This window comes from Altererythrobacter rubellus, assembly GCF_030284385.1.
GTDB lineage: Bacteria > Pseudomonadota > Alphaproteobacteria > Sphingomonadales > Sphingomonadaceae > Erythrobacter > Erythrobacter rubellus.
In genome coordinates, this window is sequence record NZ_CP127221.1 from 2,075,822 (window position 1) to 2,102,343 (window position 26,522).

Here is a 26,522-nt window from a genome sequence, read left to right on the forward strand (position 1 = left end):
CGTTGCACCTTGCGCGTGGCGCTGGCAAAGGCGCTATCCAAGATGACTACAGAGTTAGATAAAACATTCGATCCCGCCACGATTGAGGCGAAATGGTATTCCCATTGGGAAGAGAGCGGCGCATTTCGTCCGGAGCGCCCCGACGCCGAGCCGTTCACTATCGTGAACCCTCCGCCGAACGTGACCGGATCGCTCCATATCGGCCATGCGCTCGATAACACGTTGCAGGACATTGTAATCCGTTATGAGCGCCTGCGCGGCAAGGATGCGCTGTGGGTGGTTGGAACGGACCATGCGGGCATCGCGACGCAGATGGTGGTCGAACGCCAGCTGGAGGAACGTCAGGACAAGCGGACGAATTATTCGCGCGAAGAATTCGTCGACAAGGTGTGGGAATGGAAAGCCGAGAGCGGTGGAACCATTACAAATCAATTGCGCCGACTGGGCTGTTCGATGGACTGGTCACGCGAGCAGTTCACCATGGACGAGCATTTCACCAAGGCCGTTCTCAAAGTGTTCGTCGACCTCTACAATGACGGCTTGATCTATCGCGACAAGAGGTTGGTAAACTGGGACCCGAAGCTCAAGACCGCGATTTCCGACCTTGAAGTCGAGCAGCAGACAATCGCGGGTAGTTTTTGGCACTTCAAATATCCGCTCGCGGACGGTGTAACCCTCGACAACGGACAGGACTTCATCGAAGTCGCGACCACGCGGCCCGAAACCATGCTCGCCGATATGGCGGTCGCGGTGCATCCCTATGACGAGCGCTATAAGAGTATCGTCGGCAAGCATGTGATCCTACCGATCACCGGTCGTCGAATTCCCATCGTGGCGGACGAACACGCCGATCCCGAGCTGGGCAGCGGCGCGGTAAAGATTACGCCGGGGCACGACTTCAACGACTTCGAGGTGGGCAAGCGCGCCGGTTTTGCCGCAGCAGACATGCTCAACATGCTCGATGGCAATGCCGATGTTTGTCAGACGGCAGACGGGCTGGTCCCCGATGAATTCATCGGCCTGCACCGCTTCAAGCGCGACGGCGAAGATGGCGCGCGCGAACTGGTGGTGCAGCGGCTTAAGGAACAGGGCTACCTGATCCCGCATATCGCCAAGACGAAGAAGGGCGAAGAAGTCGAGCATGACGCCGAAGCGCGCCAGATCGCGACGCCCTTTGGTGATCGCGGCGGGGTGGTGATCGAGCCGTGGCTGACCGACCAGTGGTATGTGAATGCCGCGGAGTTGGCTAAGAAGCCGATTGAAGCCGTACGCGACGGCACCATCGAAATTGTGCCCAAGAGCTGGGAAAAAACCTTCTTCAACTGGATGGAGAATATCCAGCCGTGGTGCGTCAGCCGCCAGCTGTGGTGGGGTCACCAGATCCCGGCCTGGTATGACGACGACGGAAACGTTCATGTAGCCATGACCGAAGAAGAGGCTCAATCGAAGGCTGGCAATGGCGTTAAGCTGAGCCGCGACAATGACGTCCTCGACACCTGGTTCTCGTCAGCCTTGTGGCCCTTCGCCACGCTCGGCTGGCCGGAAAAGACCGACTTGCTTGAAAAGCACTACCCCAACGATCTGTTGGTTTCCGGCTTCGACATCCTGTTCTTCTGGGATGCGCGGATGATGATGGCGGGCTATTTCAACACGGGCCAAGCACCGTGGCCGCGCCTCTATCTGCACGGCCTTGTGCGCGCGGCAGACGGCGCGAAAATGTCCAAGTCGAAGGGCAATGTGGTCGATCCGCTCGGCCTGATTGACCTGTATGGCGCGGATGCGCTGCGCTTCTTCATGGCGGCCATGGAAAGCCAGGGCCGCGACATCAAAATGGATGAGAAGCGGGTCGAGGGATATCGCAATTTCGCGACCAAGCTGTGGAATGCAACGCGTTTCTGCCAGTCGAACGGGATCGGCGCGTCGAGCACGCTGGCCGCACCCGAAGCCAGGCTTGCGGCGAACCAGTGGATCATCGGCGAGGTCCAACAGACCGTCGAAATGCTTGATGCCGCCATGGCAGACCTGCGTTTCGACGCGGCGGCCAACACGATCTACCAATTCACCTGGAGCCGCTTCTGCGACTGGTATCTGGAACTGATCAAGCCGGTGTTTGCAGGCGATGCGGATAGCCCGGCTGCGGTGGAAACCCGCGCGGTTGCCGGATGGGCACTCGATAATATCCTGGTGATGCTGCATCCCTTCATGCCGTTTATCACGGAAGAATTGTGGCATGCACTGGGCGCGCGGAAGTATGATCTCATTCTGGCGAAGTGGCCCAATCCGCGTGCCAGCGTCAGCAAGGACGCGACCGACGCGATTGACTGGGTAATCGATCTGACAACCAATGTCCGCAGCGCGAAGAACGAGTTAGGTATCCCCCCGGGCGCGAAGCTGGCAGCATTCCTGCCTCAGGCCTCCACATTGGCAACGAGCACAATCGAGCGCAGCAACGCCGCGATCGAACGCCTCGCGCGTTTGACACCCGTGACCGTGGGCGAAGCGCCCGCAGGGGCGGCTATGCAAGTCACAGCTGGCAGTGATGTGTTTATTGTGCCGCTTGAAGGCATTATCGACATTGAGGCTGAGAAAGCGCGTCTGAGCAAGGCGCTTGAGGCCTCGCAAAAGGAAGCGAAATCCTTGGAAGGGCGTTTGTCCAACGCCAACTTCGTCGAGCGCGCCAAGCCCGAAGCGGTCGAGAAGGCGCGCGAGGATTACGCGCATCATTCGGCAGAGGCAGAACGTTTGACCGCGGCGTTGGCGCGGTTGGGGTAAAGGTGTCGCTCGTCCTCGCCACTGACGACACCGGCGGGCCGGAGATTTTTGCGTCATTGCAGGGCGAAGGACCAAGCACGGGTATGCCGGTTGCCTTCATGCGGCTCTCGCGCTGCAATCTGGCCTGCACCTGGTGTGACACCGCCTACACATGGCGCTTTGAAGGCGACAATCGTCCGCACCGCGATGGCGAAACGTTCGAGCGTAAAGGGAATCAGGTGAAGCTCTTTCCTTCCGATGCGGCCGAGCGCATCCTTGCGTTGGGACAAAGACGGCTGGTGATCACTGGCGGGGAACCTCTGCTGCAAGGCGGAGCTTTGGCCGAGCTGCTCGCGCAAATCCCCGACATGGAGATCGAGATCGAGACCAATGGCACGACCAAGGCGCCATCGCATGTCGATATGCGGGTCGATCAGTATAATGTCAGCCCCAAGCTCGCGCATTCGGGCAATGAGGCAGAGCTGGCGCTCATCCCCGCGCGGCTTGATGCCTATGCCGCAGATCCGCGGGCCTGGTTCAAATTCGTGATCTCAGAGCCGTCCGACGTTGACGAGGTGCTCGCATTACAGCGCCGCTATCGCTTCAAGCCCGGACACGTCTTCCTAATGCCCGAAGGAACGGACAGCGAGGCAATCGGTTCGCGCGCGCGCTGGCTCAGCGAACTATGCCTGAAGCACGGCTTCCGCATGAGCGACCGTCTGCATATCCACCTTTACGGCGATACGCGGGGAACGTGATTACCCCTGCGAACGCCACATTTGGACAACACGCTCGACGGTCTCTGGTTGACTGCCATTGGTAGAATTGAACTGGTCGAAGTTTTCGTTGCCCAAGTTGCTTTTCGAAGCCCCAAATCATTGGATTACAGAGCATGTCGATTAGATCGGTGAGGTTAAGATCGCGTCAACGATAGCTCGCAAGCATGGGCTTTGCCCGCTCACACCATCGCGAATAAACGGCCCGCAATCCATCCCATGGATACCGAAAGCCCCACAGCCAGAAGCCCGTACAACAAGGCAAATCGCTGCGAGAACACCTCTACCAAGCGTTCAAAACCGACCTTTCGTACTTCAACTTCCGCAATTGCCGAAGCGATCACGCGGCCGTCGGAAATAGCAAACGTTTCAGCAGTATATTCGCCAGTTATAACATTCGATGGCAACTGGATTCGGGCCTGATACAGGACCTGCTCGTTGATCGTAACTCCGCTCATGTCTTCATTGTAAAGACCAAGCCTATGACGCAAATCGACCAGGCCAGCGGCAAAACGTGCTTGCTCTTCAGGATCGATCTGACCGGTCGGAGAAAGCTGGATGAATTCCGTTCCCAGCTCGTAAATCGCGGCTGTGCGTTCATCAACAATCTCTTCAACAGGGCGCGAAGCGGCAACCGCAAAGAATGACGGGGCCGAGCGGAAATCGCTCGACTGCGCATTCATCCAGACCCCGGCAATGCGATCTTTCTCGCGGATTGTGATTGGTTCTGTCGGGCCTTTCAGCACCACAACGATATCGTATTCAGCCCCACCTCTTTGCCCCCGCGGATCGAGGATCGCTCCGTAGAGCAACAGCTCGGTACCGGTGAAACCCTGGCGCACTTGCACCTCGTCCTGCGAAACCGCCGGTACCAGGATCGCATCGCGTTGCCCCATCAGGAAGAACGCGGCAAACAGGACGAACGGAGCCCTCATAGCGGCGCCACCGTGTAAATCTCGTCAGGCTGAACGGCCAAGCCAACAACCATTCGAAGCGCCACTGCCAGCACGATTGCGGCAAGGACAAAGCGCAGGATTTCTGGCTTTGCTTTCATTGCGATTTGGGTGCCGAATTGCGCGCCCATGACCGAGCCGAGCAACAACAGACCAGCAAGCACGATATCGACCGCTTGCGTAGTCAGCGCGTGCATCATGGTGGTTGCCATGGTCACGAACAATATCTGGAACAGCGAGGTTCCGACGACAACGTTCCCGCTCATACCCAGGATGTAGAGCATCGCTGGTACGAGGATAAATCCGCCGCCTACTCCCATCAGCATGGTCAGAATTCCGATGATGAAACCGAGGAGAAATGGGGCGAGCGGTGAGATGTACAGACCGGAACGATAGAACCTCCACCGCATCGGCAATGCCGCAATCAGGGGATGGTGGCGCCGCTTGCGCACCTTCTTTGTAGTCTCACCGTCAGATCTGATCGTCGCCAGAGCTTCTTGCAGCATCAGCCCGCCGATTGCGCCAAGCATCACGACGTAGAGTATGTTGATCACGATATCGATCTGTCCGACCGCTTGCAGCAATCGGAACAGAAAAGCGCCGATAATCGCACCAAAAATGCCGCCTCCGACGGTCACTGCGCCCATGCGATAGTCGACACCGCCCCGCCTGCTGTGCGCCAGAACGCCAGAAACGCTCGCGCCAGTGACCTGTGTGGAGGCAGACGCTGCTGCGACCGTGGGCGGAATTCCGTAGAATATAAGCAGCGGTGTGGTCAGGAATCCTCCACCCACCCCGAACAGGCCCGACAAGACGCCTGTGACCGCGCCCAGAAGCACAATCAAAAACCCGTTCACAGACAGGTTTGCGATCGGCAAATAGACGGGCAGGATATCTTCCATAAAGAACGGCCTAGCCCAGCCGCCCCTAGGTTTAAAGTCGCGACATCGCGCGAGCCGATTTAAAAGTGCGTGGAGAGCGTTACAGCAACACCGGATTGCGGTTCTGCGTCTCCTGCGACCCTTTCGCGATAGTCGATCGAAAAGCGTGTGGGGGCTTGTGCAATCGTCAAATCAACCCTTGCAACCAGCAACAAATTACGAAAAAGGGCACTCCAACCATGGCAAAAAACAACCCTCCCCTCCGCTCGCCTTTTGCGCCTGTGCGCGCGCTGTTTGTTAGTGATGCATCAGCTGGCATCCTGCTCATCATTGTCGCTGCAGCGGCTTTGCTGGCAGCGAACTCGCCGCTGGCGGGCGATTACAAGGAATTGTTCTACGGTGATCTGACCTGGACCCCGATCGCAAAGCTCGATGATTTGCATTTGTGGATCAACGACGGCCTGATGGCGGTATTCTTCTTCGTCGTCGGCCTCGAAGTGAAACGCGAGCTGATCGAAGGGCAATTGGCAGACCCGATGAAGCGCCGTTTGCCAGTGGTAGCAGCGGCAGCGGGCATGTTTGTGCCGGCAGCGGTCTACATGCTGGTTTCCGGCGGTGGAGAATATGCAAGCGGTTGGGCGATCCCGGCCGCGACCGACATCGCCTTCGCCATGGGCGTTCTGGGCTTGTTGGGCAACAGAGTGCCTGCCTCGCTGCGCCTGTTTCTGCTAACAGTGGCGATCGTCGATGACATCGGAGCGGTCATGGTGATCGCACTTTTCTACACTCCTACCATAAAGATGGTCTGGCTAGTGTCTTCTGTTGTGGTGTTTGGATTGATGGTCGGCCTCAATCGTGCGCGTGTCAGCGTATTATGGCCGTATGTCTTGATGTCCCTCGTCCTTTGGTATTGCGTGCTCAACACAGGCGTCCATGCAACGATCGCCGGCGTCGTGGCTGCACTGACAATCCCGATGCACGGCAGAAGCGGCAATCACATGCTCGAAAAGCTTGAGCACAATCTTGCACCATGGAGCGCCTATCTTGTGGTGCCGGTCTTCGGGTTCGCGAATGCCGGCGTGTCGTTGCAGGGCCTGGGGGTCGAGGCATTGCTCGACCCGCTTCCCTATGCAATCGCCGCCGGTCTGGTCATAGGCAAGCAGCTCGGCATCTTCACCGCAGTTTGGCTGGCGGTGAAAACCGGGTTTGCGCAAGCACCGGACAATGCAAGCTGGATGGAAATCTACGGTGTGTCGATCCTGTGCGGCATCGGCTTCACAATGTCGCTGTTCATCGGCGGGTTGGCATTCCCGGGCAATCAGTTGCTTATCGATGAAGCGAAGATCGGCATTCTGACCGGTTCCGCCATTTCAGCGATACTGGGCTACATCGTCCTGCGAATGACCACCGCACACACAGCTGAAGAATGCGACGACAAGGGCAATCCGCTTCCCAAGGAATAACGACGGCGGAGAAGTCGCTGCCTACCAGCTGCCGGTATTTTCCATACTGCACCAGGGCTCTTGCGGATCGAGATTGCCTTCCTGCAGCAACTCGACGGAGATGCCGTCAGGTGATTTGACGAATGCCATATGCCCGTCGCGCGGCGGGCGGTGAATGATGTGGCCTGCATCCAACAGCCTCTGACATGTCGCGTAGATATCGTCGACGCGATAGGCCAAGTGGCCAAAGTTGCGCCCTCCATCATACTCTTCCGGCGTGGTGCCATCTTCTGGCGGCCAATTGTGAGTTAGCTCGACCTCGGCCACACCCTCTTGGCCAGGCGCAGCGAGGAAAATCAGCGTGAACCGCCCCGCTTCGACCTCAAACCGGCGGACCTCTTCCAGACCGATGAGATTAAAGAATGCCACCGTCGCGTCAGGATCGGTGACACGGATCATGCTGTGCAGATATTTGACCATGGAGCTGTCCTTTAGTTTACGCCGTTCTTGCACACATGGCCATCGACCGTCGTTCAAGCAAGTCAAACGGGCACAAGTTCCGAAGAACCCGTGCCCGCCAGATGTCTCGTAAATGCCTGAATCTTATTTGCGTCAGATACTTGCGCTCAGCGTAAATACGACAGCATCGTCTGTGTAATCATAGGCTCCCGCCGGAATATCACCTTCAGCACCGACATAAGCTACGCCAATGCTAACTGGACCTCCAACAGCCAAATCAAGGCCGATCGACCAGTCAAAAGCCTTGCCATTATCGGTAAAGGTCAGGAACCCATCCGTGTAACCCAAGTGCGCCGTCACGCTAATCGGTGTCTCGGGAATACCCGCAGACAGATCTGTATAGATGTAAAAATTGTCTGAATCACCAAGCGAATCCTGATCAGGTGCGTATGCTACGCCAATGGTTGCTTCGCCTGGCCCGAAGCCAAAACCGACCGAACCATAGAATTCGTAATAATCGAAATCACCTGGTCCTGCATCTGGGTACATATAGACAATACCGCCGATATCGAATGACACCCCTTCAGCCAGACTGCCGCCAAAGCCTGCATACACATCAAGCTCGGTTGATCCAAAGCCGACTGTGTCTTCGTCCAGCGAAGAGGCCCACGTGCCGGCATAGAAGCCAGAGTCATGAGCGAGATCTACGCCTCCTTGGATAGCGATCTCGCCACCCGACAAATCTACACCGCGGAATCGGTACTCGGATGCCAATGCCACATTGCCCGAGAGGGTAATGCCAATATCACCACCAACGTTGTTGGCAGTTTTTTCAGCGACAGGTTCTTTAAGTGGCGCGATTTCACTGACATCGACATCAACGTCAGCAGCAGCCTGAAGAGTAGCGAGGTCAAACTCGCTTTCAGCTGCGTTTTCATTTGCGAGAGCCGGTACTGCGGAGAGTGCGAGACCGGAAACTAAAGTTGCGGTAAAAGCACCGCGTACGGACGTTAGCATGACAACTTCCTTATGTTGTTTTTTTGCTTCGTCCCACCTGCAAACCCAGCGGACACCTGTTTAATGCGGCGTTCTCGGCCTGGGTTCGCTAGAAAACTGCACAGCTTTGCTGCATTGCACAAGAGTTATTGCGGCGATTCCCCCAATTGAAGCAATTTGTAGAAAATTGTGTTGTCATTACGCACCACTTGGGAAACAGCCCATCTGTTGAGTGCTACATGTTGCCGTAAAGCCTCCCCTAGCCTAAATGCAGCGCAGGTTTTCCCGAACGTGCCATGATATTAAGCAATCTCAACAAGCTCCTGTGCCGCAAGAAAAATGCACCATCCGGACCACGTGTCCCCGATGGTGAGCGCTATTATGTCGTGGGTGACATCCATGGCCGCCTGGACCTGTTTGAAGCACTTGTCGATGCGATCGAAGCAGACATAGCCGACCATCCCGATGCCGATGTAACTGTGGTACTGCTCGGCGATCTGATCGACCGCGGCCCTGACAGTGCCGGTGTGATTGAACGCAGTTTGCAATGGCAGGAATGCCGAAAAGTCCGCATTCTCGCGGGCAATCACGAAGAGATGTTCCTCGAATCAATCGATGATATAGAAGTACTTAGGCACTTTTTGAAGCATGGAGGCCGTGAAACGATCCTGAGCTTTGGCTTGCCGGTTAAAAAATACCGGAAGCTAGACCTCAAGGAATTGTTCGAACTTCTACCCGAGATAATTCCGGAGACAACACGGAAATTCGTCGCCGGCTTTGAAGAGATGATCGAAGCGGGAGATTATGTTTTTGTTCATGCTGGGATCAATCCCGAGCTGCCGCTGGATAAGCAGAAGCGCAGCGACCTGCTTTGGATTCGCGAGCGGTTTCTGAGGCACCAAGGCCCGTTCCCCAAGACAGTCGTTCATGGGCATACCATTTTTGACGAGATAGAAATCAAGAGTGACCGGATTGGCCTCGATACCGGCGCTTTTCGAAGCGGCATTTTGACAGCCCTGGTTCTCGAAGGAACAAATCAGCGAACGATCCAATCGATCGAAAAAAAGAAACATATCAAAATCAGGCACGAGGAAATCAGCTCATGAAGATCGCTATGGTTGGATCCGGCTACGTCGGACTAGTTTCTGGCGCCTGCTTTGCCGATTTTGGTCACGAAGTCGTTTGTATCGACAAGGATCAATCGAAGATCGATCGTCTGCATGATGGCATTATGCCGATCTATGAGCCCGGTCTCGACGCCCTTGTTGAGACAAACGTAAGCGCGGGCCGGCTTACCTTTACGACCGACCTGGCTGAAGGGATCAAGGGCGCAAGCGCCATCTTTATCGCCGTTGGCACACCAAGCCGCCGGGGTGATGGGCATGCAGATCTGTCCTTCGTCTATGCCGTAGCCGAAGAGATTGGAGCCAATCTTTCGAACGACGCTGTCGTCGTTACCAAGTCGACCGTACCCGTAGGTACTGGAGATGAAGTGGAGCGCATCCTGAAAGGCAGCGGTACGAGCCACAAAGTGTCTATCGTATCCAACCCAGAGTTCCTGCGCGAAGGCGCAGCAATCGGTGACTTCAAACGGCCCGATCGGATCGTGATCGGTTCAGAGGATGATTTCGGACGCGACGTCATGCGCGAGGTATACCGGCCACTCTTCCTAAATGAATCGCCCATTCTCAACGTCAATCGCCGATCAAGCGAGCTGATCAAATATGCCGCCAATGCGTTCCTTGCTACAAAGATAACCTTCATCAACGAGATGGCCGATCTGTGCGAGAAAGTGGGTGGCAATGTGCAGGATGTTGCGCGCGGGATCGGCATGGATGGCCGGATCGGGAGGAAATTTCTCAACGCTGGGCCCGGCTATGGCGGCTCTTGTTTCCCGAAGGACACTTTGGCGTTGCTGAAGACCGCAGAGGATCACGAGAGCCCGGTCCGGATCGTGGAGGCGGTTGTTAAAGTAAACGAGAGCCGCAAGCGCGCAATGGGCCGCAAGGTGATCGATGCATTGGGTGGCATGAAAGCTGCTCGCGGCAAGAAAGTCGCCTTGCTTGGCCTGACCTTCAAACCCAACACCGACGACATGCGTGATTCCCCGTCGATTGCTATTGCCCAGGCACTCGCCGATGCGGGTGCCCATGTCACAGCCTTCGATCCGGAAGGTATGGAACAAGCCATGCCGCTGATGCCCAAGGTCAACATGTGTGAGAGCGCTTATGAAGCGATCGAAGATGCTGACGCAGTTGTGATCGTAACCGAGTGGGATGTGTTCCGTGCGCTGGATGTCTCAAGGATCAAGAAATTGGTGAAGACCCCGATCATGGTCGACCTGCGCAACATTTATAGCCCCAATGAAATGCGCGCTGCAGGCTTCACTTACGAGAGCATTGGCCGCGGATAGGTTCGGCGCTTCGCCAGTGATCTTGTAACCCTCTTCGAATTGATAAGCAATTCAAGGGGATTGGAGACGGATTCACCTGGCAAACATTCTCGACTGGCTGTCATCACTCTTTGTTTATAAAATCGGAATTGTGCCGCCAGCGCTAATAGTGCTGTTCATAATCAACCGCGGACAGGCGCAGGATGCAATGCGTCATAACTATCCAGTGAGTGGCCACCTACACCATGTATTCACCGGACCTGGCGAGTTCTATCGACAATACTTGTTGGCCATGGACCGCGAAGAGCTGCCGTTTACTCGCTTGCAACGCGATTGGGTGAACGAAGCATCTGCAGGCGAATCAACCAATGTAGATTTCGGTTCGACCCATCATTTGGAGCCGGCCGGCACACTCATCTTTGTGAAGAGCCCGCGGCGGATGAAGCTTTTCAATTGCGTATGGAGTTTGCCGATGGGCATTCTAGGCCACTGGATGACCTCCATCCGACATTGGCGGCGTAATGCTCGTTCGCCATGCCAGACAGGCCTGAGGATCATCCGATCAGGCAAAAGAAAAGCCGCGGACCGAAGTCCGCGGCTCTCTTTTTTCTAAATCCTGAGCGGATTAGAACGAGAAGGTCACACCACCGAAGAACGTACGAGCAGTGTCGTAGATCGTCGGGAAGGTGTTGCCATTACCCAGCGGCGGACCCGAAGAGGTCGATACTGGGGGCTGGGTGTTCGTCACGTTCTGGACACCGCCGCGTAAGCGTATCGTGTCATTCAGCTCGTAGAAGAATGACAGGTCAACATAGTTAATCGTCTGCAGATCATCGTCAATCAACGGGCTGTCACCAGGTTCGTTCTTCGTTCCCGCGAAGTAACGCCATGTTGCAGCGGCCTCGAGGCCTTCAACCGGGGTTTCCCAAGTTGTCGTCACGCGGTGACGATACTTCGGGTTCACCGGAGAAATACAACCATTGTTCAGGAACCCTGCACATTCAATCGGGGTATCGCCCGGGAATGAAGCAAAGTCGAACTTGTCGAGGTAGGTACCAGCGTAGTCAAAGCGCATACCGCCAAACGAACCAAGATCGGTTGAATAGCGAACTTGGATATCAATACCCGAAGTTGTCAATTCAGCGATGTTGAGGTTGGTCTGTTGGAAACCTACGCCCGGAATACCCGCGATGAGCGAGCCGTTCGATGCGCGAACGATCAGATCGCAGAAGGTTGGGTTACCGGTTGCAAGACACTGATCCAAAGTGGTCTGCGCCTCGATACCAGCTGAGATGAAGTCTTCAACTGAGATATCAAAGTAGTCAACTGTGACCGACAAACCTGGCGCGAACGAAGGTGTCAGAACGGCACCAAAAGTCCAAGTGTCCGAGCTTTCCGGGGTCAGCTGCGGGTTACCACCAGTCAGCGACTGGGTCTGACCAGAGATCACGTCTGGAACATTACCATACTGAGCCGCAGTAACGCCAGTGTTAGCACATGCTGACTGTGAGGCAGTCGGTGCAGAAGTCGCACAAGGATCGAAGATTTGATCCCCGAGCGAGTTCTGAGACGAGTTGAGGTTCGGCAGGCCAGTGTTCTGGCCTGTGTAAAGCTCAATCACGTTCGGCGCACGAACAGCACGCTGGAACTGACCGCGAAGCGTCAGATCTTCAACCGGTGACCAGGTCAACTGAACACCGAAAGCATCGGTGCTGAAGCTGTTGGTCGTGCGGTTACCCGAGTTGTCATAATCCGAGTAGCGGTACTGACCGGCAAGTGTCAGCTCGTTGAAGAACGGCTTGTCCTGAACGAGTGGGATCTGAAGCTCAGCGTAGAGTTCCATGACTTCCACCTGACCCTTAACAGGCAGGGTTGCGCCACCAACACCGGTGAAACCGCCGCCAGGAACCTGGCTGATTTCATCGGGGATTGATTCCAGCTTGTCCTTACGACCCTCAACACCAACAAGCAGAGCGACGCCATCGTCTGCCCAAGGTGTAGAGACACCATATTCGCCGAGGTCGCCCTGAATGTTCGCGCCATAAACCATCTGACTGGTTTTACCGATCACAAGGCCGACACCCTGAATGAAGTCGAGAGCTTCCCGGGTCACACCTGAGCTGCCGCCAGGACGCGTAAAGATGTTGTACGGAACGCAGCCACCCGAGGGATCGGAACAAACAACATTGCCATTGCCATCATCGACAGCAAGAAACGCCTGCTGCGTCTTCGCGATAATGAAGTCGTTAGTAGACAGCGAGCTATCCGAAGTCTCGGAATACTGACCGAACACTTCGTACGCCCACACGCCATCCGCAAAATCACCGCGCAAGCCGCCAACGATGCGGAATGCAGAGTTTTCGAGGCGCGAGTTACGAGGACCACCTTCAACGTTACGGTGCGACATGAACTGGCTGTCCTTGATCACGCCATCAGCGATGTCCTGCGCCGAACAGCCGAACACTTCAGTGGCCAAGTCAATGCCTGGTGTGCCGTTGATAAACGGGTTGTCACAGTTGATGTCCCAGATACCGAATGACGCAGATTCAGCAATCTGGGCGTCTGAGAAGACGTCCGTGTAGCTTACGTCCAGGAATGCTTCCAGATTGTCCGTGATGTCATAGTGACCACGAGCGTACAAAGTGAAACGCTCTGAAGGACGCTGGAAGAAGTTACGCTGACCAAAGTTGTAGGTCTGAGCAGGCCCGCCAGCGAAAGGAACGAGCGTACCATCTTCAAGCTGGAAGACGTCGTCGTTTACGCCGTCACCGTTGAAGAAGTCAGCAAAGCGACGGAAGTTCGAAGAGCCTACGCAGCCCGCACCGCCGAAGCTGGTCGAAGAACCGGATTCACCGATTGTACAAGCCGAGAAAGAACGGTTGTTCTGAGTTACCTCGTTACGTTTTTCGTAGCTGGCATAAACGGTAACGTTACCACGGCCGTCAGCGGTGTTGGTGCCGATCATACCGGTGATCACATATTCTTCACCGTCAATAATAGGCGACGCAACAGTCTGTTCTGCAGCAGAGGTAACATTGTTGAAAAACTTGTTGCCGTTACCAGTCTGCTGGAAGTTACCCTGCAGATCTAGCTCGATGCCTTCGAAGTCGCGGCGGAGAATAAAGTTAGCAACACCGCCAACAGCGTCCGAACCGTAAACAGCCGAAGCACCACCGGTCAGCACGTCGACGCGCTCAACCAACTGGGTCGGGATCAGGTCAAGGTTCGCTGATGAGATGGACGAAGAACCATAGGGCAGTCGACGACCGTCGATCAACACGAGCGTACGCTCCGAACCAATACCGCGAAGGTTTAATGTAGCGGTACCCGATGCACCGTTTGAAACTTCACCAGCTTGACCAGCAAATACCTGAGGAAGCTGGTTGGTGAGGTCTTCGATACGAGCCGTACCAGTTGATTTGATTGTGTCAGTGGATACACTGAGGATTGGAGCCGCAGCTTCAAGGTTCGGGTTCACGTTCAGACGCGAACCAGTAACAACGATGGTGCTTTGCTCTTCGATTGCGCTGTCGTCTGACGTAACGTCTGCATCTTGCGCCAGGGCTGGAGCCGCCGTGATTGCAAGACCTGCAATCATGGTAGAGCTCAGGAAACGCCCCATAAACTTAGTATTTTTCATGTCGTTCCTCCGGATAGATTAATCTTCCGTTCTAGTTTTGCCAATAGGGACCAAATGGCTAAACAACGCACCAATTGCGTGTGCATCAAAATACCCAATCCCACTTGGATGGGGTGCCACTGTATTCCACGACCACCCAGGTCAACCTGCAAGGGAGTAACTTACGGCTTTTCTAGGGAAGTGTTGCAGTCGTGTTACACACCATTTCCCGCGTTTTAGCGGTGCAGTTCATCCACTTATCCTGATGTTAACGTTAAAATAGAATTGAACGCCAACGCATCAGTAAATGTGCCAGAAGGCCTGTAAGCCGGGTTCTGTCCTGCAAGCGGTATGTTCGCACACCAGCCTTGCAGCGGCAGCCATTCATCTAGGCTACGGATTGCTCCGCAGCTCAAGCAGCCAACCCGGGCCTCTCAGGGCGAAACGCCCCTGCTTTTGACAGCGCGAGCCCCCTATTTGGCCTTGCTCCGGGTGGGGTTTGCCATGCGGGCGCTGTTACCAGAGCCCCGGTGCGCTTTTACCGCACCCTTTCACCCTTGCCTGTGCCCTTTAGGGGCCATCGGCGGTATACTCTCTGTGGCACTTTCCCTGAGGTTTCCCTCGGCGGGCGTTACCCGCCACCCTTGTTTCGTGGAGCCCGGACTTTCCTCGTAATCTCGCGAAAACGCAGCTGCCCAGCCTCCTGGCACAGCGCGATATAGGCATGACCGCCAGAAATGAGAAGGGCCAACCCGTTTCAAGGCCGACCCTCCATCAATTCGGAATTTCAGCGCCTACTCTTTGCCGCCAATGCTCTCGATCGATTCATCGGGCGAAAGCGCCATCTTCCAGATCAGTGCGCCGATCACTGCGCCCACTAGCGGTGCGACCCAGAACAGCCACAGCTGTCCGACAGCGCCGGTCTCTGCATAGAATGCAACGCCGGTTGAACGCGCCGATCACCTGCGCCACCCAATAGGGCAGCAGCTCACCCCATGAAAATCGGCCCAAAACAGCAAGGCCAAGCGAAACAGCCGGGTTAAAATGTCCGCCGGAAATCCCTCCAACCGCATAGGCCATAGTGAGCACGGTCAAACCAAAGGCCAATGCGACGCCGGCAAAACCGATCCCCAATTCCGGATAGGCTGCTGCCAGCACAGCTGAACCGCAACCGCCAAACACAAGCCAGAATGGCCGATCAACTCAGCAGACAGTTTTCTAATCATGAACTTACTCCCCTCCCCGGAGAACAATGCGCAAGACTAGCATCTAGATTGCAGGGGGCAAATTCCAGATTGGGGAAAGGGGATCAGCCTACCGCGCAGCGCCGCGGTCACGATCAAGCAACAGCTGAAACAGGATCGCACCCACATGCTGATCCACGATCCCGTCAATCAGCTCAGGACGCCACCGGCGCTGGAATGCTTCGACTGCCTTGTGTCCGTCTGTGATGTCATAGCCAAACCGCTCCAGCGCGAGATAGAACGCGCCATCGTTGTCGAACGGATCGCCCAGGTCGAGTTTCTCCGGCTTTGGCAGGCAGAGCCCGTATTCAGCCAATCGATCCCATGGAAACAGCTCGCCCGGATCGGTCTTGCGCGCTGGCGCAACATCGGAATGACCGACAACGTTTGCGCGGGGAATATCATTCTCTTTCACTATCCGCGCCAATAGCGGAACGAGGGCTTTGATTTGCGCTTCGGCAAACTCGCGATAGCCTAGCCCATGCCCCGGGTGATCCAGCTCGATCCCGATACTTGCCGAATTCACGTCCTTGTGACCGCGCCAGTAGGACGTACCCGCATGCCATGCGCGCTTTTGTTCCGGCACCAGCCGCGTGACTTCGCCTTCTTCGCTGATCAGGTAATGCGCAGAAACCTGCGCTTCCGGATCGCACAATCGCTCCAACGCTGTCTCAACCGGTTTCATCTCGGTATAGTGCAGCACCACCATATTAATCGGCAGCGCGCGATCGTTAAAATTTGGCGAGAGCTGCTCGCGATGGACCAGCTCGTCACGCATTTTAGCCGATCATCCCTTCAGGCTGCGGCAGCACCGCGCCCATGACCAGGCTAGTATCGGTCTTCTTATACTGAAGCCCACCGCCCATTTCCTCAGCCAGCGTTGCGATCATATGCGCAGCGGCAGTTCGGCTGGAGAGTTCGCCTGGCGCAAGCTCGCCTTGAATCGCGCGACCGATGTTGTCATCGAATGCAAGCCGGTCCCCACTCGCCCGGACAACGATCTCTACATTGCCGCCTTGCAGCTCAGCACCAATATCGAGTGTCCCGCCACGGATGAGCGCATCAAGTGCAATATGCGCGAGATTGAGCATCACCTTTACCGCGGGCTTCGGAAGGCTGGACTCACTGATCGCCCAATTCTGCGTCACGCCTTTGGCGTCCGATACCAGCGCGTCGATTACGCTTTGCGCCTCTTCCACCGGAACAGCTCCGCCAAAACCACCAGCCGCGCCGAACGCGAGCCGGAAGAACTTGAGTTTGTTCGTGCTGATCTTTGCGCTTTGTTCGAGCAGCTCTATGCAGCGCGCGCGCATCTCCGGGTCTTTCTCGTCAGCGAGCAATTCCAGCCCGTTGGAGAGAGCTCCTACAGGTGACAGCATGTCGTGGCACAGCCGCGAGCACATCAAAGCGGCAAGTTCAGTTGAAAAGGTCATCGAGGCCATTAAAGTCCTACAGAATGGAACACTTGGAACGCTGTCCTACTCAGAAAATCGCTACCAGACCAGCCGTGTCGAATCCGAATGCGCGAAAAGGTTATTCGCCAAAGGCAGACCAGTCGAGCACAGGTCGCTTCTAGTCGTCCACCACTGCGTAGGAAACTTCCGTGAATCCGTCTGGATCATCCCGCCACAAGCCAATCTCCTGCCCCGCGATAATCACCCAGATGCTGCCGTCACCAGTGGACATGACCCGATCCGTCTTTGATGGTCGCGCATCACCCACCGGATGCGAATGGTAATAGCCGATGACTTGAGGCCCGCCTTTGCGGGCAGCGCGATGCGCATCGATCAGTGCTTGCGGATCAATTTCGAAATGGGTTGCAGGTGCCGGATGGACATTGCGGGTCGCAACACAATCGGAAATTCGATCGCCCTCGCGCAGCATAATTCCGCATGCCTCGAGCGGATGGGCTTTTCCCGCCTCCCGCAAGATCCGATCGATCACTCCACTTGCCACTTTGATGTCCATCGCGCATGCCTCTAGCATGACCGAAAGCGAAGTCATCATCGGATCAATCGGAACGTCAGACCGCCTCGACAAGGCGTTGGCTGACGCGAGCGATTTTTCGCGAGCGCGAATTCAGGCGCTAATCGCGGAAGGTCGTGTTGCCATTTCCGGTCAGATCATGACGAGCGCAAAAGCCAAGATTCCAGCTGGTGCGCGGTATGAAATCCGCGTCCCGCCTCCCATCGAAGCCGAAGCCCGGCCGCAGGATATCCCGATCAATTTTGTGTTCGAGGATGAGCATCTGATCATCGTGAACAAGCCTGCCGGCATGGTGGTTCATCCCGCAGCCGGAAATCCTGACGGGACTCTGGTCAATGCGCTGCTCCACCATTGCAAAGGCCAGCTTTCGGGCATTGGCGGCGTCGCGCGGCCGGGCATCGTCCACCGGATCGACAAGGACACGTCCGGCCTGTTGGTGGTCGCAAAGTCCGATAAGGCGCACGAAGGTCTTGCCCGGCAGTTCAAGGACCACTCGATCGAGCGGCGATATCTGGCGGTTTGCGGGGGGCATCTGCGCAATTCCGAAGGCACGATTTCCACGCGAATCGGCCGTTCTGATGCCAATCGCAAAAAAATGGCTGTGCTCGCCAAGAATTCCTCGCGCGGCAAAGATGCTGTGACCCATTATAAGCTTTTGAAGAAGCTCAAATCCGCTTCGTTAATCGAATGTCGGTTGGAAACGGGGCGAACCCACCAGGTTCGCGTTCACTTTGCGTCAATTGGTCATCCGCTAGTAGGTGATACGATATATGGACGCACTCCAGCCGAATTACGTAATATTCTGAAGGCTTTGGGTTTCGAAAGGCAGGCCTTGCATGCGGCATCGCTTGGCTTTGAGCACCCGATAAGCGGAGATTGGCTCGAATTCCGATCGGAACTGCCGGAGGATATACAGGAACTAATCGACCAAACCACGCGTTGAAATCGATGAAATACACTGCAAATCTCTGCAAACGCGTGTATGTGTAACCATGTGACCCGCACCAACGGATGCCCATTAGGGGTCCAGATACCGTCGGGTTGACGCAAGAAAGGTTAGGGAAAGAGTGACCAATACCAAGTCTATGAGCGTCCCGGCGCTCGGCGGAGAGCAAAGCCTCAACCGCTACCTCTCGGAAATCAAGAAATACCCCGTTCTCACCGCTGAGCAGGAATATATGCTCGCCAAGCGTTATGAAGAGCATGAGGACCCCGAAGCTGCGGCGCAGCTCGTGACCTCGCATCTGCGCCTGGTTGCGAAGATTGCGATGGGTTATCGCGGCTATGGCTTGCCGGTCAGCGACCTTATTTCAGAAGGCAATGTTGGCCTGATGCAGGGCGTCAAGAAGTTCGAAGCCGATCGTGGCTTCCGCTTGGCGACCTATGCGATGTGGTGGATCAAGGCTTCTATCCAGGAATACATTCTCCGCAGCTGGAGCCTCGTAAAGATGGGCACCACCGCCGCGCAGAAAAAATTGTTCTTCAACCTGCGACGGATGAAGAAGAACCTCGACGCTTACGAAGATAGCGATCTTCATCCTGACGACGTGGCGAAGATAGCGACCGATCTGGGCGTGCCGGAGCAGGAAGTCGTCAATATGAACCGCCGGATGATGATGGGCGGCGACGGTTCGCTGAACGTCCAGATGCGCAATGGCGAGGAAGGTTCTGGCGAATGGCAGGACTGGCTGACCGATGATCGTCCGCTGCACGACGAAACGGTTGCCGAAGCTGAAGAAGCCCAGGTCCGCCACGAAATGCTGGCTGAAGCCATGGATGCGCTGAACGATCGCGAGAAGCACATTCTGACCGAGCGCCGCCTGACCGAAAACCCGCAAACGCTAGAAGAGTTGTCGCAGGTTTACGATGTCAGCCGCGAGCGTATTCGCCAGATCGAAGTGCGTGCATTTGAAAAGCTGCAGAAAGCGATGCAGCGGATTGCCGGTGAAAAGCTCTTGTATGCAGGGGCTTAACTAGCCCGGCAGACGGTCCAAGAGATCATCGAGAACCGAAACATCGAAACGCCGGGGTTTTCCTCCGGCGTTTTGCTTTTCATCTCGCACAGCACATCTCCCGGCTCTGGCCACTGGAATTGGACCTGCTCGGGAATGACACCGACCAGAGCTTCGAACCATGCGATCAGGTGGGGCTGTAGGGCCAGGTGCATGTCAAACCCTCAGCGGCTACGCGTCTTGTCACCTTCCTTTTGCGCGCGGGCAACGTCAGGTTCGATGTGCTGTATGAAATAGCGATCCGCGAAGCCGATCGCCTCTCGAGCCAAAGGCATCGTCTCGTTGAAGACGTCCATCGTTTTGAACCCGGCGCGGGCCATGCACCAGTCAAAGTGTGATTTGAACGGCTCTGTGTCGCAGATCGCGAAACCGTGCTTTGCCTCTATCGCCTGAGCTGGCCTGAACCGCCGGATATTGTGCTGAAACCAGTATTCGGCGTGAACGGCAGGCGCATCAGCAGCGCCCAGAACCTGGCCTTCTGCCTCAAACTCGGGCACGTAATACTGCTCGCCAAAACGGCGCGAATATGTGGTCTTTCCCGCGGCGCTGATGCCTTCGATGACAATAATCATACTACACCAGTCAGTGTCGCCGGGTGACCCGTTTGATTACTCGCTTGGCGCAAGATCCAGCACAGCTGCGATCATCGCTCGGGTGCCCACAGTCACACTCTCGCGCGGGGCGATCTTGAATAGCGGTGAGTGGTGCGAAGGCACTGCAGGGCCGCCATTCGCCGCCGCGTCGAACGCCTCCTGAGGCGTACCACCAACGGCGAAGTAATATCCCGGAACGCCGGTGTCCTCAGCCACGAAGAAAGCAAAATCCTCTGCCCCCATCCCCTGCTGACGGAATGCAGGAGTCGCTTCTTCGCCAAAGGTTTCACGCATCACACCGTTGAGGCGGCGCGCCAGCTCGGGATCGTTGTAAGTCACCGGCGTGCCTTCGGTCACGGTGACCTGCACCGGCATGTCGTCCGGCAGGCCATGGGCCTTGCCGATGTTCACCGCCACCCGTTCGATCGTGGAAAGCAGCTGTTCGCGAACGCGCTCGTCATTGGAACGCACCGTCAATTGCAAGTCAGCGCGGTCTGAAATGATGTTGTGCTTGGTACCTGAGTGGAACGCGCCGACAGTGATGACGGCTGGCGACAATGGCATGACTTCGCGGCTGATGATCGATTGCAGCGCAGTGACGATTTGCGATCCGATATAGACCGGATCACGCCCAGCATGCGGGCTCGCGCCGTGCGCGCCAATACCCGGCACCATGATGTCGACCGAATCCGCGCTGGAGTACTGAATGCCTTCCGACGCGCTGACGGTGCCGGTCGGGATCACAGAAGCGACGTGGAACGCGACTGCGTAATCGGGCTTGCCAAAGCGTTCATACAGCCCGTCTTCCATCATCGCTTTCGCCCCGCCCACACGCTCTTCAGCGGGCTGGACCACGAACATAAGCGTGCCCGACCATTGGTCCTTCATCGACGCCAGCAAGCGCGCCGTGCCGACCATAGAGGTGATATGCACATCGTGCCCGCAGGCATGCATGACCGAGTATTCCTCGCCATCCTGCCCGACCTGCTTGGCCTTGGACGCATAATCGAGCCCCGACTTTTCTTCAACCGGCAGCCCGTCCATATCTGCGCGCAACAGGATCAGCGGACCGTCGCCGTTGCGCAGCATGCCGACCACGCCGGTTCCGCCAACATTCTCTGTTACTTCAAGCCCGGCATCACGCAGTTCTGCCGCCATACGCGCGGCGGTTTTGGTCTCCAGAAACGAAAGCTCGGGGTTCTGGTGGAAATGCACAAACAGATCGTCGAGATAGGCGTCATAATCGGCTTCGACTGCCGCTGCGATCTCGCCGCTATCCGCCATAGCCGGCATTGCCAGCATTGCTGTGCTGAGGGCTAGCGACATTGCTATATTGCGCATGAACTTCATCGATTCTCTCCCAATCCCCGTGTTGATGACTTCCAAGCATCTTCGCGCCCAAGTCGCAAGCGCGTTCCTGATTGCGCACGCGTCACCGCGCGCCTATTTGCACCAACATGCGTCTCGCAATCCTTCCCCGCATCCGTGATGGCTTTGGCAATCTGCGCCGCTCGCCCGGACGCACCCTGCTGCGCTGGACGGCCATGGCGATCCTTGGCTTTGTGTTTCTCAGCTTCGTGCTGGTCATATTCTACAAATGGGTACCCGTACCGATCACCGCGACAATGATCCTTGACGAAGAAGTGTGGGAGCACGGGCTTAGCAAAGACTGGGAATCGCTCGACTCTATCGACCGTAATCTGGTCAGTGCCGTGATCGCGGCGGAAGATGGCAAGTTCTGCAGCCACAACGGGTTCGATGCAGAAGCCATCGCCAAGGCCGCCGCGCGCAATGCCCAAGGGGGGCGCATTCGAGGCGGCTCGACCATCACGCAACAGACCGCCAAGAACGTCTTCCTGTGGCAAGGCGGTGGCTATTTCCGCAAAGGTATCGAAGCCTGGTTCGCGTTCCTGATTGAGCAAATCTGGGGCAAGCAGCGGATCATGGAAGTTTATCTGAATGTCGCTGAAACCGGCATTGCAACCTATGGCGCAGAGGCTGGCGCGCAGCGTTACTTCGGACATTCCGCGGCAAGGCTGCCCCAAAGCGAAGCTGCGCGCATGGCGGCGGCGCTGCCGCTCCCCAAGCAACGCCCGGTTGTCAATCCGACCGGTTTCACAAGGCGTTACGCAAACACGATATCCGCACGAATGGGAGTTGTAAGGCGTGACGGGCTTGATTCGTGCGTCTATGACTAGAAGCCATGGGAGGGGCGCATAGCCATTCACACTCGCATTCGCATGGCCACATCCATGGGGCTGGCGGTCATTCTCATGCACCGGCCGATTTCGGGCGCGCCTTTGCAATAGGCATCATTCTAAACAGCGCCTTCGTTATAGTCGAAGCGACCTACGGCTTTCTGTCCGGATCGATGGCATTGGTCGCCGATGCAGGCCACAATCTGTCAGATGTGCTCGCATTGATGCTCGCCTGGGGCGCAAGCGTCGCGGCGAAGAAACCAGCCTCCCCGCGCTATACCTATGGCTTCAAGAGCTCGACGATCCTGGCTGCGCTGGCCAACGCGATGTTGCTGGCGATCGCCATTGGCGCGATCCTGTTCGAAACAATCCACCGCATTCTTGAGCCTGCTCCGGTCGAAGGCATGACCATGGTGGTGGTTGCCGGGATCGGGATCGCGATCAACACATTCACGGCGCTGATGTTCATGCGGGGACGCAAGAATGACCTCAACATTCGCGGAGCCTTCCTGCACATGGCGGCTGACGCGCTGGTATCATTGGGCGTGGTGATCGCAGGCGTTGCAATCCTCTATACCGGACAAATCTGGATCGATCCGGTCACCAGCCTGATTATTGTTGCAGTGATCGCGTGGGGCACATGGGGTCTGGCAAAAGACAGCATAAAGCTGGGCCTGCACGCAGTGCCCGAAAATGTGGACGAGACCAAGGTGCGTGCTTTCCTTGCGAAATGCGAAGGTGTGAGCGAGGTGCATGATCTGCACATCTGGCCAATGTCGACAACCGAGACCGCGTTGACCGTGCATCTGGTCGTGCCCAATGGCCATCCGGGCGACAGCTTTCTGCACTCAATCAGCCACAAGCTGGAACACGAGTTTGGTATCAATCACTCGACGATCCAGATCGAGCGCGAGCGGGATTGTGCGACCAGCGGCTGCTAGACTAGCGCAGCATCGACTGCTGCCAGCGCATGCAATCCAGTCGTATCGAACAGCGGGATCTCACTGTCTTCCTGTCCAACCAGCAGCATAATCTCGGTGCAACCGAGGATGACCGCCTCTGCGCCGCGATCGACCAGACGCGCGATCACTGCGCGGTATATCTCGCGGGACTCTTCGCGTGCGGAACCATTGACCAGTTCTTCATAAATAATGCGGTGCACTTCGACCCGGTCGGCATGCCGGGGGATCAGGACTTCCAGCCCGTGCCTGTCCTCCAAGCGCCCCCGATAGAAGTCCCGCTCCATGGTGAAAGCGGTGCCCAGCAAGCCGACCTTCGTGAAACCCTGCAGCTTAATCGCTTCAGCTGTCGGGTCCGCGATATGCAGCAGTGGCAGGTCGCAGGCTGCTTCGACTTCGGGCGCTAGCTTATGCATGGTGTTGGTCGCGATAATGAGCAGGTCTGCACCGCCTGCCTGCAATGAACGCGCGCTTTCGCCGATCATTCTCCCCAGCGCTTCCCATTCGCGTGCGTGCTGCAACCTCTCGACCTCGCCGAAGTCGAGCGAGTGCATCAGGATTTTGGCGCTATGCGGCGCACCCAGCCGTTCGCGAACCGCGCGATTGATGATCGTGTAGTACTGGGCCGAGCTTTCCCAGCTCATCCCGCCGATGATGCCGATGGTTCTCATGCTGGTAACCAACGCCGCATTTTCGATTCGATCAAGCGGACCAGTTCAGTGTCCATGAACTGGTACTCGTCGGGAATGCCCAGCACGATGATGCGCATGTCCTTCAACGCCGCGCGGTGCCGGTTTTGCAGCTTGGTTCGATGGGCTCGCTCCATCACGAAGATGAAATCGGCCCATTCGACAAGCTCGTCCGAGAGCGGATATTCAGCGTCGCGTTTGGTCCCTGCCGAGATTGTGGCGATGCCCTGGACTTCAGCGAAGAGATGTTCAGCTGTCGGACTACGCAAGCGGTTCTGGCTGCATACGAACAGATAGTTGCGATCAGCCAAACAGAGCGATGCGGTTGCTAAGCCGCTTCGTCGTTCTTGCCCTTCTTGGAAGAGCTGCTGACCACGCGGACCGGGTCCTTGCGGCCATGGACCACATCGGCATCGACCACGATCTCACTAACATCTTCCATGTCAGGCAGATCGAACATCGTGTCGAGCAGAATGCCTTCAACGATTGAGCGAAGTCCGCGTGCACCGGTTTTGCGCAAGATCGCTTTCTCGGCGATTTCCTTCATCGCTTCGGGCGTAAAGGTCAGCTCGACATCTTCGAGCTCGAACAGTTTCTTATACTGTTTGACCAGCGCATTTTTTGGCTCTTGCAGAATAGTGACAAGCGCATCGACATCCAGATCGTGCAGCGTTGCGATCACCGGCAGACGACCGACGAATTCGGGGATCAGGCCGAATTTCAGCAAATCTTCCGGTTCGCTCTTTTCGAGCAGTTCGCCCACTTTGCGCTTGTCCGGATCGGCGACATGGGCTCCGAAACCGATCGAGCGTTTCTGCAAGCGGTCAGCGATAATCTTGTCCAACCCAGCGAATGCGCCGCCACAGATGAACAGGATATTGGTCGTGTCGACTTGCAGGAATTCCTGCTGCGGATGCTTGCGGCCACCCTGCGGTGGAACGCTGGCCGTGGTGCCTTCCATCAGCTTCAAGAGAGCTTGCTGCACACCCTCACCCGACACGTCGCGCGTGATCGAAGGATTTTCCGCCTTGCGCGTAATCTTGTCGATTTCGTCAATGTAGACGATGCCGTGCTGTGCCTTCTCGACATTGTAGTCCGAGCTTTGCAGCAGTTTGAGAATAATGTTCTCGACGTCTTCGCCAACATAACCCGCTTCGGTCAGAGTGGTCGCGTCAGCCATTGTGAACGGCACATCGAATGTGCGCGCAAGTGTTTGCGCGAGCAAAGTTTTACCCGATCCAGTCGGGCCCACCAGCAGGATGTTCGACTTGGCCAGCTCTACATCGCCAGCCTTGTTCGAATGCTTCAAACGCTTGTAATGGTTGTGCACCGCAACAGCGAGAACGCGTTTCGCGCGATCCTGCCCGATGACATAATCATTCAGCGTCGCAAATATCTCTGACGGCGCAGGCACTTCGCCTTCTTTGCGTCCGGTCAGACCAGCCTTGGTCTCTTCGCGGATAATATCATTGCACAGCTCAACGCATTCATCACAGATGAACACGGTCGGCCCCGCAATCAGTTTACGCACTTCGTGCTGCGACTTCCCACAGAAGCTGCAGTAGAGAGTGCTTTTGCTGTCAGTTCCGCTCAATTCGGTCATTCCTAAGGCTTCCTAGCCCCTGAAAATCAGGGGTTCGCTGACTTTATAGCCGCGTAATGATGAATCAACCTATAGCGCAGCGATTTTGGATGCTGCCCTAGTGAATCTGTGCAGATTCGCGGTTGATGTGGTCTTAATGTCCCGCAAAGGGGCGAAATCCGGCAGAATTCCTTACTCTGGCGCGCCGCCAGAGCCTTCTTCGTCGCCAGTTTCTTCGCTTTCCGGACGGGTTTCGAACACTTTATCGACCAAGCCGAATGCCTTCGCTTCCTCTGCTTCGAGGAAGGTGTCGCGATCCATCGCCTTTTCAATCTCTTCCAGGCTCTGCCCGGTGTATTTGACATAGAGGTCGTTCATACGCGCCTTGATCCGCAGGATTTCGCGCGCCTGGATCTCGATATCCGAGGCCATACCACGCGCCCCGCCAGATGGCTGGTGGATCATGATGCGCGCATTGGGCAGCGCGACTCGCATGCCGGGTTCACCTGCGGCGAGAAGGAAGCTGCCCATCGACGCTGCCTGCCCCATGCACACGGTCGAAACGCGCGGCTTGATGTATTGCATCGTGTCGTGGATCGCCATGCCGGCCGTCACCACGCCGCCGGGCGAATTGATGTACATGCTGATCGGCTTGGACGGATTTTCGCTTTCGAGGAACAGAAGCTGCGCTGTGATCAGCGAAGCCATGCCATCTTCGACCTGACCGGTTACGAACACAATCCGCTCGCGCAGCAGACGGCTGAAAATGTCGAAGCTGCGCTCGCCACGGCTGGTCTGCTCGACAACGACCGGTACCAGCGCGCCCGTTAGTGGATCGTGCGTAAACTGGCCTTGGGTAGAATGGGCGTCTGAGCCGAACAGGTCGATCATAGTGTGTCCTTGTGAATCTGAATGATTCCCTATGTCGGACGCAACGCCGCGATGTTCAAGGGGATTAACCTATGCATCTCGACAAAAAACTGGAACCGA

At 56.4% G+C, this 26,522-nt stretch carries 24 protein-coding genes, 1 other RNA gene and 1 pseudogene; 9 read left to right on the plus strand and 17 right to left on the minus strand.

Annotation, left to right across the window (positions count from 1 at the left end):
- Positions 1–42 precede the first annotated feature (42 nt).
- Both QQX03_RS10420 and QQX03_RS10425 read left to right on the plus strand, forming a co-directional pair.
- A complete protein-coding gene (locus QQX03_RS10420; RefSeq protein WP_285977006.1) occupies positions 43–2,772 on the plus strand; it encodes a valine--tRNA ligase in 2,730 nt (909 codons plus the stop codon).
- A 2-nt stretch (positions 2,773–2,774) separates the two neighbouring features.
- Positions 2,775–3,509 carry a 7-carboxy-7-deazaguanine synthase QueE gene (locus QQX03_RS10425; protein WP_285975668.1) on the plus strand — a complete coding sequence of 245 codons (735 nt, stop codon included), beginning with the start codon at positions 2,775–2,777 and terminating at the stop codon, positions 3,507–3,509.
- A gap of 200 nt (positions 3,510–3,709) precedes the next feature.
- Here the strand turns inward: QQX03_RS10425 and QQX03_RS10430 are convergent, their stop codons facing one another.
- Positions 3,710–4,462 (minus strand): TIGR02186 family protein, encoded by a 753-nt coding sequence (locus QQX03_RS10430; RefSeq protein WP_285975669.1) that lies wholly within the window; start codon positions 4,460–4,462, stop codon positions 3,710–3,712.
- A complete protein-coding gene (locus QQX03_RS10435) occupies positions 4,459–5,370 on the minus strand; it encodes a sulfite exporter TauE/SafE family protein (protein ID WP_285977007.1) in 912 nt (303 codons plus the stop codon). The genes QQX03_RS10430 and QQX03_RS10435 overlap by 4 nt, the downstream gene beginning before the upstream one ends.
- A gap of 230 nt (positions 5,371–5,600) precedes the next feature.
- Between QQX03_RS10435 and nhaA the strand changes: the two genes are divergently transcribed.
- Positions 5,601–6,824 (plus strand): Na+/H+ antiporter NhaA, encoded by a 1,224-nt coding sequence (gene nhaA / locus QQX03_RS10440; RefSeq protein ID WP_285975670.1) that lies wholly within the window; start codon positions 5,601–5,603, stop codon positions 6,822–6,824.
- 21 nt (positions 6,825–6,845) lie between these two features.
- On the opposite strand, the gene QQX03_RS10445 is transcribed toward nhaA, so the two are convergent.
- Together QQX03_RS10445 and QQX03_RS10450 are read right to left on the minus strand one after the other, a co-directional pair.
- On the minus strand, positions 6,846–7,283 hold the full coding sequence (locus QQX03_RS10445; protein WP_285975671.1) for a VOC family protein: 438 nt from the start codon (positions 7,281–7,283) through the stop codon (positions 6,846–6,848).
- A 132-nt stretch (positions 7,284–7,415) separates the two neighbouring features.
- Positions 7,416–8,279, minus strand: a complete 864-nt coding sequence (locus QQX03_RS10450) for a TorF family putative porin (RefSeq protein ID WP_285975672.1) — start codon at positions 8,277–8,279, stop codon at positions 7,416–7,418.
- A 365-nt stretch (positions 8,280–8,644) separates the two neighbouring features.
- Between QQX03_RS10450 and QQX03_RS10455 the strand changes: the two genes are divergently transcribed.
- Together QQX03_RS10455 and QQX03_RS10460 are read left to right on the plus strand one after the other, a co-directional pair.
- Positions 8,645–9,364, plus strand: coding sequence for a metallophosphoesterase family protein (locus QQX03_RS10455; protein WP_285975673.1), 720 nt, complete (start codon positions 8,645–8,647; stop codon positions 9,362–9,364).
- Positions 9,361–10,671: a UDP-glucose dehydrogenase family protein gene (locus QQX03_RS10460; RefSeq protein ID WP_285975674.1), complete on the plus strand. Its 1,311-nt coding sequence runs from the start codon at positions 9,361–9,363 to the stop codon at positions 10,669–10,671. Before QQX03_RS10455 ends, QQX03_RS10460 begins: the two co-directional genes overlap by 4 nt.
- A 604-nt stretch (positions 10,672–11,275) precedes the next feature.
- Here QQX03_RS10460 and QQX03_RS10465 read toward each other — a convergent pair.
- The 6 genes and pseudogenes from QQX03_RS10465 to QQX03_RS10490 all read right to left on the minus strand — a co-directional run bounded on the left by QQX03_RS10465 (position 11,276) and on the right by QQX03_RS10490 (position 17,520).
- On the minus strand, positions 11,276–14,290 hold the full coding sequence (locus QQX03_RS10465) for a TonB-dependent receptor domain-containing protein (protein ID WP_285975675.1): 3,015 nt from the start codon (positions 14,288–14,290) through the stop codon (positions 11,276–11,278).
- A 287-nt stretch (positions 14,291–14,577) separates the two neighbouring features.
- Positions 14,578–14,976, minus strand: an RNA gene (gene rnpB / locus QQX03_RS10470) — RNase P RNA component class A.
- Between the two features lie 244 nt (positions 14,977–15,220).
- A pseudogene (locus QQX03_RS11575) lies at positions 15,221–15,495 on the minus strand (aquaporin); the annotation flags it as partial.
- Between the two features lie 88 nt (positions 15,496–15,583).
- Entirely contained in the window at positions 15,584–16,291 is a 708-nt protein-coding gene (locus QQX03_RS10480; protein ID WP_285975677.1) for an N-acetylmuramoyl-L-alanine amidase, read from the minus strand.
- Position 16,292: 1 nt separating this feature from the next.
- Positions 16,293–16,946 (minus strand): histidine phosphotransferase family protein, encoded by a 654-nt coding sequence (locus QQX03_RS10485; protein WP_285975678.1) that lies wholly within the window; start codon positions 16,944–16,946, stop codon positions 16,293–16,295.
- 139 nt (positions 16,947–17,085) lie between these two features.
- Positions 17,086–17,520, minus strand: a complete 435-nt coding sequence (locus tag QQX03_RS10490) for a M67 family metallopeptidase (protein ID WP_285975679.1) — start codon at positions 17,518–17,520, stop codon at positions 17,086–17,088.
- On the opposite strand from QQX03_RS10490, the gene QQX03_RS10495 reads away from it, so the two are divergent.
- Together QQX03_RS10495 and rpoH are read left to right on the plus strand one after the other, a co-directional pair.
- Positions 17,498–18,442, plus strand: a complete 945-nt coding sequence (locus QQX03_RS10495) for an RluA family pseudouridine synthase (protein ID WP_285975680.1) — start codon at positions 17,498–17,500, stop codon at positions 18,440–18,442. The genes QQX03_RS10490 and QQX03_RS10495 overlap by 23 nt on opposite strands.
- A gap of 142 nt (positions 18,443–18,584) precedes the next feature.
- Positions 18,585–19,472, plus strand: a complete 888-nt coding sequence (gene rpoH / locus QQX03_RS10500) for an RNA polymerase sigma factor RpoH (protein WP_285977008.1) — start codon at positions 18,585–18,587, stop codon at positions 19,470–19,472.
- Here rpoH and QQX03_RS10505 read toward each other — a convergent pair.
- The 3 genes from QQX03_RS10505 to QQX03_RS10515 are packed head-to-tail and all read right to left on the minus strand — an operon-like array spanning position 19,469 to position 21,454.
- Positions 19,469–19,666 (minus strand): hypothetical protein, encoded by a 198-nt coding sequence (locus QQX03_RS10505; RefSeq protein WP_285975681.1) that lies wholly within the window; start codon positions 19,664–19,666, stop codon positions 19,469–19,471. The genes rpoH and QQX03_RS10505 overlap by 4 nt on opposite strands.
- 9 nt (positions 19,667–19,675) lie before the next feature.
- Positions 19,676–20,083 carry a hypothetical protein gene (locus QQX03_RS10510; RefSeq protein ID WP_285975682.1) on the minus strand — a complete coding sequence of 136 codons (408 nt, stop codon included), beginning with the start codon at positions 20,081–20,083 and terminating at the stop codon, positions 19,676–19,678.
- Positions 20,084–20,119: 36 nt separating this feature from the next.
- Complete coding sequence (locus QQX03_RS10515) at positions 20,120–21,454, minus strand: amidohydrolase (protein ID WP_285975683.1); 1,335 nt, start codon at positions 21,452–21,454, stop codon at positions 20,120–20,122.
- A 194-nt stretch (positions 21,455–21,648) separates the two neighbouring features.
- Here QQX03_RS10515 and mtgA point away from each other — a divergent pair, with 194 nt between their 5' ends.
- Together mtgA and QQX03_RS10525 are read left to right on the plus strand one after the other, a co-directional pair.
- Entirely contained in the window at positions 21,649–22,302 is a 654-nt protein-coding gene (mtgA, locus tag QQX03_RS10520) for a monofunctional biosynthetic peptidoglycan transglycosylase (RefSeq protein ID WP_285977009.1), read from the plus strand.
- A gap of 5 nt (positions 22,303–22,307) precedes the next feature.
- A complete protein-coding gene (locus QQX03_RS10525; RefSeq protein ID WP_285975684.1) occupies positions 22,308–23,243 on the plus strand; it encodes a cation diffusion facilitator family transporter in 936 nt (311 codons plus the stop codon).
- Here QQX03_RS10525 and QQX03_RS10530 read toward each other — a convergent pair.
- The 4 genes from QQX03_RS10530 to clpP form a co-directional block, all read right to left on the minus strand.
- On the minus strand, positions 23,240–23,932 hold the full coding sequence (locus tag QQX03_RS10530; RefSeq protein ID WP_285975685.1) for an aspartate/glutamate racemase family protein: 693 nt from the start codon (positions 23,930–23,932) through the stop codon (positions 23,240–23,242). The two genes, QQX03_RS10525 and QQX03_RS10530, sit on opposite strands and share 4 nt — an antisense overlap.
- A complete protein-coding gene (locus tag QQX03_RS10535) occupies positions 23,929–24,261 on the minus strand; it encodes a low molecular weight protein tyrosine phosphatase family protein (protein ID WP_285975686.1) in 333 nt (110 codons plus the stop codon). Before QQX03_RS10535 ends, QQX03_RS10530 begins: the two co-directional genes overlap by 4 nt.
- A gap of 17 nt (positions 24,262–24,278) precedes the next feature.
- Positions 24,279–25,553 (minus strand): ATP-dependent Clp protease ATP-binding subunit ClpX, encoded by a 1,275-nt coding sequence (gene clpX / locus QQX03_RS10540; protein ID WP_285975687.1) that lies wholly within the window; start codon positions 25,551–25,553, stop codon positions 24,279–24,281.
- A 171-nt stretch (positions 25,554–25,724) separates the two neighbouring features.
- A complete protein-coding gene (gene clpP, locus QQX03_RS10545) occupies positions 25,725–26,423 on the minus strand; it encodes an ATP-dependent Clp endopeptidase proteolytic subunit ClpP (protein WP_285975688.1) in 699 nt (232 codons plus the stop codon).
- Positions 26,424–26,522 lie beyond the last annotated feature (99 nt).

Bases quoted from the DNA above. Each gene is read 5' to 3' on its own strand.
- QQX03_RS10505 (WP_285975681.1), bottom strand. From the start codon at position 19,666: ATGCACCTGGCCCTACAGCCCCACCTGATCGCATGGTTCGAAGCTCTG.
- QQX03_RS10510 (WP_285975682.1), bottom strand. From the start codon at position 20,083: ATGATTATTGTCATCGAAGGCATCAGCGCCGCGGGAAAGACCACATAT.
- clpP (WP_285975688.1), bottom strand. From the start codon at position 26,423: ATGATCGACCTGTTCGGCTCAGACGCCCATTCTACCCAAGGCCAGTTT.
- QQX03_RS10525 (WP_285975684.1), top strand. From the start codon at position 22,308: ATGGGAGGGGCGCATAGCCATTCACACTCGCATTCGCATGGCCACATC.
- QQX03_RS10485 (WP_285975678.1), bottom strand. From the start codon at position 16,946: ATGACCTTTTCAACTGAACTTGCCGCTTTGATGTGCTCGCGGCTGTGC.
- QQX03_RS10420 (WP_285977006.1), top strand. From the start codon at position 43: ATGACTACAGAGTTAGATAAAACATTCGATCCCGCCACGATTGAGGCG.
- QQX03_RS10450 (WP_285975672.1), bottom strand. From the start codon at position 8,279: ATGCTAACGTCCGTACGCGGTGCTTTTACCGCAACTTTAGTTTCCGGT.
- mtgA (WP_285977009.1), top strand. From the start codon at position 21,649: ATGGCGATCCTTGGCTTTGTGTTTCTCAGCTTCGTGCTGGTCATATTC.
- QQX03_RS10495 (WP_285975680.1), top strand. From the start codon at position 17,498: ATGACCGAAAGCGAAGTCATCATCGGATCAATCGGAACGTCAGACCGC.
- QQX03_RS10480 (WP_285975677.1), bottom strand. From the start codon at position 16,291: ATGCGTGACGAGCTGGTCCATCGCGAGCAGCTCTCGCCAAATTTTAAC.
- QQX03_RS10490 (WP_285975679.1), bottom strand. From the start codon at position 17,520: ATGATGACTTCGCTTTCGGTCATGCTAGAGGCATGCGCGATGGACATC.
- rpoH (WP_285977008.1), top strand. From the start codon at position 18,585: ATGAGCGTCCCGGCGCTCGGCGGAGAGCAAAGCCTCAACCGCTACCTC.
- QQX03_RS10445 (WP_285975671.1), bottom strand. From the start codon at position 7,283: ATGGTCAAATATCTGCACAGCATGATCCGTGTCACCGATCCTGACGCG.
- QQX03_RS10465 (WP_285975675.1), bottom strand. From the start codon at position 14,290: ATGAAAAATACTAAGTTTATGGGGCGTTTCCTGAGCTCTACCATGATT.
- nhaA (WP_285975670.1), top strand. From the start codon at position 5,601: ATGGCAAAAAACAACCCTCCCCTCCGCTCGCCTTTTGCGCCTGTGCGC.
- QQX03_RS10515 (WP_285975683.1), bottom strand. From the start codon at position 21,454: ATGAAGTTCATGCGCAATATAGCAATGTCGCTAGCCCTCAGCACAGCA.
- clpX (WP_285975687.1), bottom strand. From the start codon at position 25,553: ATGACCGAATTGAGCGGAACTGACAGCAAAAGCACTCTCTACTGCAGC.
- QQX03_RS10460 (WP_285975674.1), top strand. From the start codon at position 9,361: ATGAAGATCGCTATGGTTGGATCCGGCTACGTCGGACTAGTTTCTGGC.
- QQX03_RS10530 (WP_285975685.1), bottom strand. From the start codon at position 23,932: ATGAGAACCATCGGCATCATCGGCGGGATGAGCTGGGAAAGCTCGGCC.
- QQX03_RS10430 (WP_285975669.1), bottom strand. From the start codon at position 4,462: ATGAGGGCTCCGTTCGTCCTGTTTGCCGCGTTCTTCCTGATGGGGCAA.